Origin of the sequence: Mesorhizobium sp. B264B1B (genome assembly GCF_020165765.1) — a bacterium.
GTDB lineage: Bacteria > Pseudomonadota > Alphaproteobacteria > Rhizobiales > Rhizobiaceae > Mesorhizobium.
On sequence record NZ_JAIUIS010000020.1, the window covers coordinates 36,841 to 49,366 of the forward strand.

Below are 12,526 nucleotides of genomic sequence, written 5' to 3' on the forward strand. Positions count from 1 at the left end.
AGGCAAATTCTGCAAAGCGACACGTCGAAGTCACCGAATGCGCGTATTCGCGACCGCATTTTAGGAAGTGCGTGCCAGATTGGGCCAAGGCTCAATGTTGCACTGCGAAACGCGCCTTTCAATGCCAATCTTCTTGGGCCAGATTGCTCCTAATCGATTTGATCGGCGATGCGCGCCAGGCTCTCCTCGCGACCAAGCACGGCGAGAACGTCGAACACGCCGGGCGAGGTGCTCTTGCCTGTCAAGGCGGCGCGCAAGGGCTGGGCGACGGCGCCGAGCTTGTAGCCGCCGGCCGTCGCATAGTCGCGGATCGCGGCTTCAGCCGAGGCCGCCGTCCAGTCGCCTGAAACCGCCTCGAGCGCGTCGTGAGCGCCACGCAGGACCTTGCGCGCATCGTCATTGAGCAGCAGGGCTGCCTTCTCATCGATCGGCAACGGCCGCGCGGCAAACAGGAAGGCAGCGCCATCGACGAGTTCGACCATCGTCTTGGCGCGCTCCTTCAGGCCCGGCAGCGCTGCCAGCAACTGCGCCCTGTTCTTGTCGTCGAGGCGTGCGGCCATCGCCGGGCCGCCCTCGAGATAGGGCAAGGTGGCAATGAAGATATCGAACAGCTCGGCATCGCCCATGCGGCGCATATGGACGCCGTTCAGCGCCTCCAGCTTGGCGAAATCGAAGCGGGCGGCGCCCTTGTTCACATCGCCGATGTCGAACCATGCGATCATGTCCTGGATCGACATGATCTCATCGTCGCCGTGGCTCCAGCCGAGCCGAGCCAGATAGTTCAGCAGCGCTTCGGGCAGGTAGCCCATGGCGCGGTAGGCCTCCACGCCCAGCGCGCCGTGCCGCTTCGACAGCTTGGCGCCGTCGGCGCCGTGGATCAGCGGTATGTGCGACATTGAAGGCACATCCCAGCCCATGGCGTTGTAGATCACGGTCTGGCGGGCGGCATTGGTCAGGTGGTCGTCGCCACGGATGATGTGGGTGACGCCCATGTCGTGGTCGTCAACGACGACGGCATGCATGTAGGTCGGATTGCCGTCCGAGCGCAGGATGATGAAGTCGTCCAGATCCTTGTTGGGAAAGCGCACGTCGCCCTGGACACGGTCATGCACCACCGTCTCGCCTTTGGTCGGCGCCTTGATGCGGATCGCGCCCTTGACGCCAGGAGGCGCCTGCGAAGGGTCGCGGTCACGCCAGCTTCCGTCATAGCGCGGCGGCAGGCCCTTGGCCCGCGCCGCGTCGCGCATTGCCTCAAGCTCGGCAGGGGTCTCGTAGCTGTAGTAAGCCTTGCCCATGCGCACCAGCTCCTCGGCCACCTCGCGATGGCGCGGCGCGCGCTCGAACTGCGAGACGGCGTCGCCGTCCCAGGTGAGGCCGAGCCAAGTCAGTCCTTCGAGAATGGCTGCTGTCGCCGCATCGGTGGAGCGCTCGCGGTCGGTGTCCTCGATGCGCAGCAGCATCGTACCGCCGGTGTGCTTGGCGTAGAGCCAGTTGAAGAGCGCCGTACGCGCGCCGCCGATGTGCAGGTAGCCGGTGGGCGAGGGGGCAAAACGGGTGACAACCTTGTCGGACATACAACTCTCGGGAAACGTCTGGAGCGGGGTGCGGATCACACGCACTTTCGCGCGTCGCGCGTTCATGTAGCATAGGGTGTCGAGGGCGCAAGGGGCAGACCCGATGGCTGGAGCGGGCCGGGGCGCGGAGGAAGGCGAGGACGTCGTTGCCGGCGTCAGCGAACGCGCTCTTTTTGCCATGCCCGCGCCCGCCTCATTGCCGCTGGCGTTGCCGCCCCTACAGCAGCCGGGCAAGTCGCCGCCGGCGGATGTTTCCACGCCGCCCGGCATTCCCGCAGCCGGCGCGGCCGTGCGTCTGCGCCGTGAGTTCGGCCGTGCTTCATGGCCTCGTCTGCGCAACGGCGTGGCCAGAGCGTCCGAGCTCGAACTCGATCGGGGCATAGCCTTCCTGCTCGTGCCGGTGTTCCTGGCATGCGGATCGATCGCCTATTTTTCGCTGGCGGCGGAGCCGGGCTTTGCCAAGCCTGTCGCGGTCGCGATCCTGATGTCGCTGTGCGCGCTCGTTTCACGCTCATGGCCGAAAACGCATCTGTGCTTCATGGCGGCGCTGTTGTGCGCGCTCGGCATGCTCGCCGGCAAAGTCGAGACGTGGCGAGCGGGAACGCGGATGCTGGGCTCGGAAATCTCCACGCAAATCACCGGCCGCGTCGTTTCGGTCGACCAGATGGAGACCGGGCGCATCCGGCTGACCATCGATGTGACATCGACCGCGCGGCCGAAACTACTCTACGCGCCGGAGCGCGTTCGCCTTTCGGCACGCAAGGTGCCGGCTGAAGTGACGGCCGGTTCGCTCGTGACCGGCTATGCCAGGCTGTTGCCGCCGACCGGACCGGTGCGGCCGGACAGCTACGACTTTTCCTTCGACAGCTACTTCGCCGGCATAGGCGCCAGCGGCTTCTTTCTCGGCAACCCCAAAATCGTCTCAGCCGATGACAGGCCGGTGTGGGCCGCCCTTTCAGCCGCCATCGAGAGTGCTCGCGAAAGCATTGCCGACCATATCAGGGGCAGCATCGGCGGTGCCGAGGGCGAGATCGCCGCGGCGCTGATCGTGGGTGTGCGCGCCGGGATTCCCGACGAGATCAATGAAGCGATGCGACGCACCGGCATCTACCACATCATCTCAATTTCCGGGCTGCACATGGCGCTGGTCGCCGGCACGGTCATGGGTCTGCTGCGTGGCGGCTTCGCGCTGTTCCCGAATTTTTCCTCCCGCCGGCCGGTCAAGAAATACGCGGCCGCGGCGGCACTTTTCTCGATCGCAGCCTATCTCGTCATTTCGGGCGTCGTTGTCGCCGCCGAACGCAGCTTCATCATGCTGGCGGTGATGCTGATCGCCGTTCTGTTCGATCGGGCGGCACTCACCATGCGCAATCTGGCTATTTCGGCGATCGCCGTCATCGTGGTGTCGCCGCACGAGGTAGTAGGGCCGAGCTTCCAGATGTCGTTCGCCGCCACCGCGGCCCTGGTCGGCGCCTATGCCGGCTGGTCGGATCACAAAGCCGACAAAGCGCGGACCCCGCCGCCGCAACGGACCTTGCCTGGCCTGCTGACGCGAAAATTGCTGCTGGCGACAGGTGGGCTGGCGATGACCTCGATTATCGCGGGAAGCGCCACGGCGCTTTTCGCCATCTGGCATTTCCAGCGCGTGTCGCCGCTCAGCCTGTTCGCCAATCTTGCCGTCATGCCGATCGTTTCGGTCGTGATGTTCCTTGCGGTTGCCAGCGCGCTGCTGATGCCGTTCGGGTTCGATGGACCATCCCTTTATCTGATGGGCAAGGGACTGACCGCGATGATCGCCATATCAGGATGGATCTCGCAACGCTCGCCGGTCGACGCGGTCGGGTTGATTTCGCAGCAATCCGTCCTTCTGGTGGCGATCGCCCTGGTCATCGCGACGATGGCCACGACATGGCTGCGGCTGGCGGCACTTCCCTTCGCGCTCGCCGGCCTGTTGACCGTCTCGGACACGCGCACGCCGGACGTGCTGATTTCGGAGGATGCCCGCCTGGTGGCGTTGCCGATCGGCGGCGGCGAGCTCGCGATCAACCGGGCGCGCCCGAACGAATTCACCGTCGGTAATTGGAAACGCGCGCTGAAGTCCGAAACCATCGTTGCGCCGGAACTGTTCGACAGCGGAGACCGACAGTTCGACATCTTCGATCCCGCGCAACTTCCCGCGGGAGCGCCTTTCTATTGCTTCACGGGCCTGTGCATGGCCCGGCATACCTCGGGGGCGATCATCGCGCAGGTGGAGGATCGCAAGGACGCCTGGAGGGCCTGCTCCTATGCGGATCTGATCGTCATCAACGACCCCGCGGGCTACGATCCCTGCCACAATCCGCTGGTTCTCGTCATCACCAAGCGGCAGCTCGCTCGTAAGGGAAGTGCCGCCGTCTTCTTCGACCGGCAATCGGCGACGGCACCGGCACGGGTCAGCTTTGCCGTCGACAGGCCATATCGGCCTTGGCACGAACAGCGAAAATTCTCACGCGAGGCAAGGGGACTGCCGCCTTACCGTAAACCCGAAAAGCCCACCGCCGACCCCGCTCAGTAGCGCCTGATCAGGCCGACCAGCTTGCCCTGCACCTTGACCCTGTCCGGTCCGAAAATACGTGTTTCATAGGCCGGATTGGCAGCCTCGAGCGCAATCGAAGCACCCTTTCGGCGGAAGCGCTTAAGCGTTGCTTCCTCCTCGTCCACCAGGGCCACGATGATCTCGCCGGGACTTGCGGTGTCGGCATTGCGGATGATGACCGTGTCGCCGTCGAAAATGCCGGCCTCGATCATCGAATCGCCCTTGACCTCCAGCGCATAGTGTTCGCCGCCCATGATCATGTCAGGCGGCACTGAAATGGAATGCGTCTGATGCTGGATGGCGTCGATCGGCACACCCGCTGCGATGCGACCCATGACCGGGATCGACACCGCTGAAACCGCATCGTCGTCATTGCCGGCAGCGGGCAGACGCGAAGACGTCGCCGGCTTGATCTGCCGGCTAGGGCTGCTGCCCTGTCCGAGGCTGCCCTGGATGACGCTCGGGGAGAACTTCTTTGCCGCGTTAAGACCCGGCGCGATCGAGTCCGGCAGGCGCAGCACCTCCAGCGCGCGCGCCCGGTTGGGCAGGCGGCGAATGAAGCCGCGCTCCTCCAACGCCGTGATCAGCCGATGAATTCCCGACTTGGAGGCGAGGTCCAGCGCTTCCTTCATCTCGTCGAAGGACGGCGGAATGCCGCTTTCCTTCAGCCGTTCATGGATGAACATCAAGAGTTCATGTTGCTTGCGCGTGAGCATGGCGGCCCCCAAAGGCATTGCACGAAGGGTCTGGAACCAGAATCAGAAAACAAACCCAGAACAAACACTATCTGTTCCAGTTGTGTTCCGCAACCATTTAAAGTTTAATGAATTTGTTAAGGCGACGGAAACGAAATGCCCTCCCGCAGCCAGCATCCTGCCAGCGCGGTCCGTCGTCAATGCGCTCCCGGGCCCTTTGAAACTATTTTGGTTAATGGCCTGTGGCCCGACCGGTCTCCACTCTTGGCACAAGCCTGCAAGCTGGGTGACCGGCAGGTGCGGGGTGCGTTTGGGCGGATTAGAAACCCCTGCGGCTCGTGAACGAAACGAAACCAAAATGCCAACTTCCTGCCGGAAAACGACGAGGCACCACCACTGGTCGCGATGGGCTGCGTTCGCTCGCTCCTTGCTTCCCGTTCGCTTGACGAAACCGTATAATAATGTACGGTTTTTGAAGAGGAACACCAATGACCACGCCGAAGCAGGCCGCGCGACGCGAACGGATAGAGGAGGCCGCCTATGCGGTGCTCCGGGAAACCGGCTACAAGAGCGCCTCCCTGCTTGCTATCGCCAAGCGGGCATCGGCCTCGAACGAAACCCTCTACAACTGGTACGGCAACAAGCAGACCCTGTTTCGATCCTTGATCGAAGCCAATGCGGGAGAGGCAAGGAAGCTGCTGGAGGACGCCCTTCACCAGGCGCGCGATCCGCTCGAAACCCTGAACTTGCTCGGGCCAGTCCTGCTGACCCTCGTGACGGGCGACAAGGCGGTGGCGCTCAATCGCGCCGCGGCCGGCGACGTCAACGATACAGGCACGCTTGGCCAATCGATCGCGCAATTCGGCCGCAATACCATAATGCCGCTTGTTGGCGACCTGCTTCGAACCGCAAGTCGGGCCGGCCTGATCGCCTGTGACGATCCTGCCGAAGCCGCCGACATCTACATCAGTCTTTTGATCGGCGATCTCCAGGTTCGCCGGATCGTTGGGGTGCTCGAGGAACTGCCTCGGGCGGAAATCGAGCAAAGATCGAACCGGGCGTTCACCCTGTTCTTGCGCCTCTATGCGGCCAGCCCTTGCCCGGGCGGCAAAACAGCCGGCCCGTTTCCAGGGCGCTCTTCTCACCGAGGAACATCGCGACCATGAGCAAAATTCCCGATCTCGCAGCGATCGAGGCAATGGACACCGCGGATCCGCTGCGTGCCATGCGTGACCGCTTCACCTTGCCCCAGGGGGTGATCTATCTCGACGGCAATTCGCTGGGCGCCGCTTCGCCCGCCGTGTTCGGCGAGCTGCAGAAGGCCGCCACGCAGGAGTGGGCGCAGGATCTCATCCGCGCCTGGAACACCGCCGGCTGGTTCGACATGCCGGTCGAACTCGGCGACCAACTCGGGCGCCTGATCGGGGCCGCCGCCGGCCAGACGGTGGTCTGCGATACCACCTCGATCAACATCTACAAGGTGCTGCATGCGGCACTCGGGATGCGGCCGGACAGGTCAGTCATCATCGCCGAGGGGGACAGCTTTCCGACCGATCTCTATATGGCCGAAGGCGTTGCCTCGACGCGGCCGGGCACGGTGCTGCGGCTCGAGGGTGTCGATGCGCCGACCATAGAAGAACTGATCGACGAGCGGGTCGCGGTCATCCTGGTCAACCACGTCAACTACAAATCCGGGCAGTTACGCGACACGGCCGCGCTGACGCGGACGGCACATGATGCCGGCGCGCTGATTGTCTGGGATCTCTGCCATACCGCCGGCGCCTTGCCCGTCGAGCTCGACCGTTCGAATGCCGATTTCGCCGTTGGCTGCACCTACAAATATCTCAATGGCGGCCCGGGTGCCCCGGCCTTCATCTACGCGGCCGAGCGCCACCATGGCGATGTCCGCCAGCCGCTCAGCGGCTGGTGGGGCCATGCGCGGCCATTCGCCTTCGAACAGGGTTTTGCTGCCGGCACAGGCATCCGCCGGTTTCTCTGCGGCACGCAGCCTGTGCTGTCGATGCGCGCGCTCAAAGGGGCGCTCGATGTCTGGAACGACGTCGACATGGCAGAGGTGCGCAGGAAGAGCATGGCGTTGACCGATCTGTTCATCCAACTGGTCGAGGCAAAATGCGGCGCCTACGGCCTCGAACTCGAAAGCCCGCGCGATGGCAATGAGCGCGGCAGCCAGGTTTCGTTCCTCCACCCGCATGGCTATCAGGTGATGCGGGCCTTGATCGAGCGCGGCGTGATCGGCGATTTCCGCGCGCCATCCACGATTCGCTTCGGCTTTACGCCGCTTTATGTCGGCTATGTCGATGTCTGGCAGGCTGTCGAGGTGCTGGAAGACATTTTGCGCACGGACGCGTGGCAGGAGGCGCGTTTCGCCGTCACGGCGGCGGTGACTTAAGAGCCTGTCGCTCAGAAAAGCGCAGCGGGTTCGGGATAACGATATGCAGTCGGCAAAGCTACGTCAGAGCCGGGTGCGGACCTTCCACAGCTCCGGGAACAACTCCACCTCCAGCATCTTCTTCAGGTAGGACGCGCCCGATGTGCCGCCGGTGCCGCGCTTCATACCGATGATGCGCTCGACCGTGGTGACGTGGTTGAAGCGCCAACGGCGGAAATAATCCTCGAAATCGACCAGCTTCTCGGCGAGTTCGTAGAACATCCAGTAGCGCTGCGGGTCGCGGTAGATGATCTGCCAGGCGACAAGGACCTCTTCGTTCTCGGTCCGCGTTTCGCGCCAGTCCGTACGCCTTGCGTCGGCACCGATGTCGAAGCCGTTACGGGCGAGCAGCAGCAGCGCCTCGTCGTAGAGCGACGGTTGCGCCAGGATCGCCTCCAGTTTCTCGCTGAGGTCCGGCCGGTGCTTGTGCGGTCCGAGCATTGCGAGATTGCGGTTGCCGGCCATGAACTCGATGGCACGGTACTGCCACGACTGGAAGCCCGAGGACTGGCCAAGCGCGTCGCGGAACTCGGTGTATTCGCTGGGCGTCATCGTGCGCAGCACGTCCCAGGCATTGTTGAGCTGCTCGAAGATGCGGGCGACGCGCGAAAGCATCTTGAAGCTCGGTTCGAGACGGTCGGCGCGGATGGAGCGGATTGCGGCGCCGATTTCGTGCAGCGCGAGCTTCATCCAGAGTTCCGATGTCTGGTGCTGGATGATGAACAGCATCTCGTCATGGGCTGACGAAAGCGGCTCCTGCGCCTCGAGCACCTTTTCCAGATGCAGATAGTCGCTGTAGGACATGCGCTCCTTGAACGACATTTCCGCGCCCTCGGCGGACGGGTCGTAGGGCTTGCTCAATTGATCTTCTCCGCGCGCAGCCGGAAGCGCTGGATCTTGCCGGTCTGCGTCTTGGGCAAAGCGGCGATGAATTTTACCGAGCGCGGATATTTGTAGGGCGCGATCGTGGCCTTGACGTGATCCTGCAGACGCTTGACGGTCATTGCGTCTGGCGCCACGCCTTGCACGAGCACCACATGAGCCTCGACGATCTGGCCGCGCTCGGCATCCTCGGCGCCGACCACCGCGCATTCGGCGACATCGGCATGCGCCAGCAGCGCCGCTTCGACCTCTGGGCCGGCGATGTTGTAGCCGGCACTGACGATCATGTCGTCGGAGCGCGCTGCGAAGTGGAAAAAACCGTCCTCGTCCTGCCAGAACGTGTCGCCGGTGAGGTTCCACCCGTCGCGGACATAGTCGCTCTGCCTGGCATCGGCCATGTAGCGGCAGCCGGTCGGTCCCCGCACCGCGAGCCTGCCCGCGGTGCCGCGCGGCACTTCGCGCATTTCGTCGTCGACGACGCGCGCCTGATAGCCGCCAACGGCCTTGCCGGTGGAGGCAGGATTCATGTCATCGAAGCGGTTGGAGATGAAAATATGCAGCATTTCCGTGGCGCCGATGCCGTCAAGGATCGGCTTTCCGGTTTTCTCAGTCCATTCCTCGAACACCGGCGCCGGCAAGGTTTCGCCGGCCGAAACGGCGACGCGCAGCGACGATAAATCGGCCCCTTCGTCCATGGCCTTGAGCATTGCGCGATAGGCGGTGGGCGCGGTGAAGGAGATCGTCGCTTTGTAGGTTTCGATGATGTGGACCATGTTGGGCGGCGTTGCCTGTTCCAGCAGCGTCGCCGCGGCGCCGAAACGCAGCGGGAAGATGGCGAGCCCGCCAAGGCCAAAGGTGAAGGCCAGGGGCGGCGAGCCGACGAAGATGTCGTCAGGCGTCACCTGCAGGATCTCGCGGGCGTAGGCGTCGGCGATGATCAGGAGGTCGCGGTGAAAATGCATCGTCGCCTTCGGCACGCCTGTCGTGCCTGAGGTGAAGCCGAGCAGGGCGACGTCGTCACGCCCGGTCTGCACCGCGGTAAACGTCACGGGCTTGTCGAGGGCGGTGCGATCGAGTTCGGCGTCGTGGTTGGCGGTGCCGTCGAAGCCGATGACCTGCTTGAGGAACGCGCTGTCCTTGGCGCAGGCGGTCATCTCGTCCATCAGCCTGGTGTCGCACAGCGCTGTGGTGATTTCGGCCTTGTCGACGATCTTGGCGAGTTCGCCGGCGCGCAGCATCGGCATCGTGTTGACCACGACGGCGCCGACCTTGGTGGCGGCCAGCCAGCAGGCCACCATGGCGGGGTTGTTGGCCGAGCGGATCAGCACCCGATTGCCTGGCTTGACGCCGTAATTCTCGACCAGCGCATGCGCCAGCCTGTTCGTCCAGTCGGATAATTCCTTGTAGGTGCGGCGGCGGCCGTTGCCGATCAGCGCGGTGTGGTCGCCCAACCCTTTCTCGACCAGCCTGTCGGTCAGTTCGACGCCGGCATTGAGCCGTTCGGGATAGTCGAAGCCGTCGAGCAGGAAGTCCGGCCATTGATCCGGCGGCGGCAGGTTATCGCGCGTGAACGTGTCGATATGCGCTGATGGCCCAAGCATTTTCGGCTGCCCCTGTCTGCCTCACGCCCATCGCTGAACAAAGCACAGGATCGCACCAGTCGAAATTTGTTTCAAGCCTAAAATGTTTTGCCTTGGAGCATTGACGTTGCCGCTGTCGATCGCCATTGCTAGCGGCTGAAACGATGCCGTCCGGGGGAGGGTGCCGATGCTCGAACATCGCATTGCCGATTGGGACAATGCCTACGCCAACGGCGCCAACATCGCCGGCAGCGATCGCTGGCCGGCCGCATGGGTCGAACCGGCGCAGGCATTTCGTGATGCGCTTGCGGCAAAGGGCAGGGCTCAGCTCGACATCGCCTATGGCGACAGCCCGCGCAACCGGCTCGATCTCTTCCTTCCTGCCGCTACGCCCAAGGGGCTCGTCGTGTTCATCCATGGCGGCTACTGGCTGGAGTCCGACAAGGATAGCTGGTCGCATCTCGCCAAGGGCTCGGTTGACAGCGGCTTTGCCGTGGCGATGCCGTCCTATACGCTCTGCCCCGCCATACGCATCGCCGGCATCTCCCACGAGATCGGCGCGGCGATCGGCAAGGCGGCGGCGATGGTCGGGGGACCGCTTATGCTGACCGGGCATTCGGCCGGCGGCCATCTCGCCAGCCGCATGGCGACGACATCAACGCCCCTGTCGGCCGGCGTGGCAAGGCGCGTACGCCACGTCGTTTCGATTTCGGGCCTGCATGACCTGCGTCCGCTTATGCGCACCGGCATGAACGCGGCACTGAAAATCGATGAAGCCGAGGCGCTGACGGAAAGCCCAGCGCTGCTGCGGCCCATGGATGGCGCGCGCATCACGTGCTGGGCCGGAGGCGGCGAGCGGTCCGAGTTCTTGCGCCAGAACGCCTTGCTGGCCAATATCTGGACAGGGCTTGGTGCCATCACGAGCGCGGTGGTCGAGCCGGACCGACATCATTACGACATTGTCGAAGGCCTGGCCGATCCGGCGCATCCGCTGACACGAGTTTTGCTAGCGGAGTCAACAATCTGATTTGTCGCTAGAATCAGCTGGTTATACGGTGAATATTCACCTCAACATGAGAACGCTGCAAGCGTCTCCCACAGCCGCGGCGGACGCAAACGGCTCGCGCACGATCAGTCCGTTGGCGTCGGCCAGCATCCTCAGCATCGAGGAATCCTGGATGCTGAAAGGGGTTGCAACCAGCATGCCGGCCTCTTGCCTGACCACCGCCCGCACATAGTCCTGGCGCAGATCATTGGCTTGCATGGCGGCGCCCAGCCGTGCCTGACGGATATCTTGCCGGAAATTGCGGTTGCCGAGGCGTGCCAGGAGCGGCTTCAGGAACAGTTGCGAGCAGACGAGGCTCGCCACCGGATTGCCGGGCAGGCCGATGCACCTGATGTCACCGAGGCGGCCGAACATCAGGGGCTTGCCGGGACGCATGGCGATCTTCCAGAAACCGAGCGTCATGCCTTCGCCGGTCAGCACGTCATGGATCAGATCGTGGTCGCCGACCGAGGCGCCGCCAAGCGTGACGATGACATCAGCGCCGGCCGCGACCGCTTTCCTGACCAGCGCCGCGATGGCTTCCTCGCGATCAGCGGCAATGCCGAGATCAAGCGCATGCGCGCCGACCGATTGCGCGGCGGCGGCGACGCCATAGGCGTTTGACGAAATGATCTGGTCGGGGCCGAGTTCGCTGCCGGGCGGCAGCAGCTCGTCGCCGGTGGCGATGATGGCAACCAGCGGCCGCTTTACGACGCCCACCCGGGGATGGTTGGCCGAGGCGACAAGCGACAGTGCTGCCGGATCGAGCACGCGGCCTTTTTCCAGCAGAATGTCGCCCTCGGAGAAATCGAGCCCGAAGCGGCGGATGTTGCGCCCCTCGGCCGTCGGTTCGACCACCTCGATGCTGCCGCCGCCGAGGTCACGAACGTTTTCCTGGATGACGATGGTGTCTGCGCCTTGCGGCAGCGGAGCACCGGTGAAGATGCGCACGGCCTGCGCCTTGCCGACGGCGCCGTCAAAGCCGCGCCCGGCCGCCGCCACGCCCATCACCGAAAGCCGGGACGGCACGGACGCGACATCGACAGCGCGGACCGCGTATCCGTCCATGGCAGAGGCGTTGAAGGGCGGTTGGGTGCGCAACGCCACCACCGGTTCCGCGAGAACGCGATCCACGGCCTCGAGGAGCGAAACGCTTTCGCTCGCAAGCGGCGCAGCACCCTCCAGCAGGCGTTCGAGCGCTGCTGCGACCGGAAGCAGCGCCATCAGGCGACCGCCCCATCTTCGCCAGCGGCTTTGTAGTCGCCCGACTTGCCGCCGGTCTTTTCGACCAACCGGATGCCGGTGATGATCATGGCACGGTCGACCGCCTTGGCCATGTCGTAAATGGTCAGGCAGGCAACCGAAGCCGCGGTGAGCGCTTCCATCTCGACGCCGGTCTTGCCGGTGACGCGCGCCAGCGCAATGATCTTCAGTCCGGGCAGGGCAGGATCGGGCTCAATGTCGACGGAGACCTTGGTCAAGAGCAGCGGATGGCAGAGCGGGATCAACTCATGCGTCTTCTTCGCTGCCATGATGCCGGCTATGCGCGCGGTGCCCAGCACATCGCCTTTCTTGGCATTGCCGGCCAGGATCATCTTCAGCGTCTCGGGCCGCATCGAGACGAAACCCTCGGCGACAGCGGTGCGCGTCGTTTCGTCCTTGCCGCCAACATCGACCATGTTGGCCTGGCCCTGCGGGTCGAGATGGGTGAGGGCGGCCGTCATCG

10 protein-coding genes are annotated in these 12,526 nt (G+C 64.1%); 4 read left to right on the forward strand and 6 right to left on the reverse strand.

What is annotated here, in order from left to right; all coding sequences use genetic code 11:
- Positions 1–149: 149 nt before the first annotated feature.
- A complete protein-coding gene (gltX, locus tag LB547_RS29070) occupies positions 150–1,574 on the reverse strand; it encodes a glutamate--tRNA ligase (RefSeq protein ID WP_140762094.1) in 1,425 nt (474 codons plus the stop codon).
- Between the two features lie 103 nt (positions 1,575–1,677).
- Between gltX and LB547_RS29075 the strand changes: the two genes are divergently transcribed.
- Complete coding sequence (locus tag LB547_RS29075; protein WP_140762091.1) at positions 1,678–4,128, forward strand: ComEC/Rec2 family competence protein; 2,451 nt, start codon at positions 1,678–1,680, stop codon at positions 4,126–4,128.
- Here LB547_RS29075 and lexA read toward each other — a convergent pair.
- Positions 4,122–4,865, reverse strand: coding sequence for a transcriptional repressor LexA (gene lexA / locus LB547_RS29080; protein ID WP_140498674.1), 744 nt, complete (start codon positions 4,863–4,865; stop codon positions 4,122–4,124). The two genes, LB547_RS29075 and lexA, sit on opposite strands and share 7 nt — an antisense overlap.
- Before the next feature lie 467 nt (positions 4,866–5,332).
- Here lexA and LB547_RS29085 point away from each other — a divergent pair, with 467 nt between their 5' ends.
- Both LB547_RS29085 and kynU read left to right on the forward strand, forming a co-directional pair.
- Positions 5,333–6,010, forward strand: coding sequence for a TetR/AcrR family transcriptional regulator (locus tag LB547_RS29085; RefSeq protein WP_140762088.1), 678 nt, complete (start codon positions 5,333–5,335; stop codon positions 6,008–6,010).
- Positions 6,007–7,254 (forward strand): kynureninase, encoded by a 1,248-nt coding sequence (kynU, locus tag LB547_RS29090; protein WP_140762085.1) that lies wholly within the window; start codon positions 6,007–6,009, stop codon positions 7,252–7,254. Before LB547_RS29085 ends, kynU begins: the two co-directional genes overlap by 4 nt.
- Positions 7,255–7,317: 63 nt before the next feature.
- Here kynU and kynA read toward each other — a convergent pair whose 3' ends face one another.
- Together kynA and LB547_RS29100 are read right to left on the reverse strand one after the other, a co-directional pair.
- On the reverse strand, positions 7,318–8,154 hold the full coding sequence (gene kynA / locus LB547_RS29095) for a tryptophan 2,3-dioxygenase (protein WP_140498668.1): 837 nt from the start codon (positions 8,152–8,154) through the stop codon (positions 7,318–7,320).
- Positions 8,151–9,776 carry an AMP-binding protein gene (locus LB547_RS29100; RefSeq protein ID WP_140762082.1) on the reverse strand — a complete coding sequence of 542 codons (1,626 nt, stop codon included), beginning with the start codon at positions 9,774–9,776 and terminating at the stop codon, positions 8,151–8,153. Before LB547_RS29100 ends, kynA begins: the two co-directional genes overlap by 4 nt.
- Positions 9,777–9,942: 166 nt before the next feature.
- On the opposite strand from LB547_RS29100, the gene LB547_RS29105 reads away from it, so the two are divergent.
- Complete coding sequence (locus LB547_RS29105) at positions 9,943–10,782, forward strand: alpha/beta hydrolase (RefSeq protein WP_140762078.1); 840 nt, start codon at positions 9,943–9,945, stop codon at positions 10,780–10,782.
- A gap of 36 nt (positions 10,783–10,818) precedes the next feature.
- On the opposite strand, the gene glp is transcribed toward LB547_RS29105, so the two are convergent.
- On the reverse strand, positions 10,819–12,024 hold the full coding sequence (gene glp, locus LB547_RS29110; protein WP_140762074.1) for a gephyrin-like molybdotransferase Glp: 1,206 nt from the start codon (positions 12,022–12,024) through the stop codon (positions 10,819–10,821).
- A complete protein-coding gene (moaC, locus tag LB547_RS29115; protein ID WP_140762071.1) occupies positions 12,024–12,524 on the reverse strand; it encodes a cyclic pyranopterin monophosphate synthase MoaC in 501 nt (166 codons plus the stop codon). Before moaC ends, glp begins: the two co-directional genes overlap by 1 nt.
- Positions 12,525–12,526: the final 2 nt, after the last annotated feature.

Coding starts and splice junctions, on each gene's coding strand:
- gltX (WP_140762094.1), bottom strand. CDS start 1,574: ATGTCCGACAAGGTTGTCACCCGTTTTGCCCCCTCGCCCACCGGCTAC.
- LB547_RS29075 (WP_140762091.1), top strand. CDS start 1,678: ATGGCTGGAGCGGGCCGGGGCGCGGAGGAAGGCGAGGACGTCGTTGCC.
- lexA (WP_140498674.1), bottom strand. CDS start 4,865: ATGCTCACGCGCAAGCAACATGAACTCTTGATGTTCATCCATGAACGG.
- LB547_RS29085 (WP_140762088.1), top strand. CDS start 5,333: ATGACCACGCCGAAGCAGGCCGCGCGACGCGAACGGATAGAGGAGGCC.
- kynU (WP_140762085.1), top strand. CDS start 6,007: ATGAGCAAAATTCCCGATCTCGCAGCGATCGAGGCAATGGACACCGCG.
- LB547_RS29100 (WP_140762082.1), bottom strand. CDS start 9,776: ATGCTTGGGCCATCAGCGCATATCGACACGTTCACGCGCGATAACCTG.
- LB547_RS29105 (WP_140762078.1), top strand. CDS start 9,943: ATGCTCGAACATCGCATTGCCGATTGGGACAATGCCTACGCCAACGGC.
- glp (WP_140762074.1), bottom strand. CDS start 12,024: ATGGCGCTGCTTCCGGTCGCAGCAGCGCTCGAACGCCTGCTGGAGGGT.
- moaC (WP_140762071.1), bottom strand. CDS start 12,524: ATGACGGCCGCCCTCACCCATCTCGACCCGCAGGGCCAGGCCAACATG.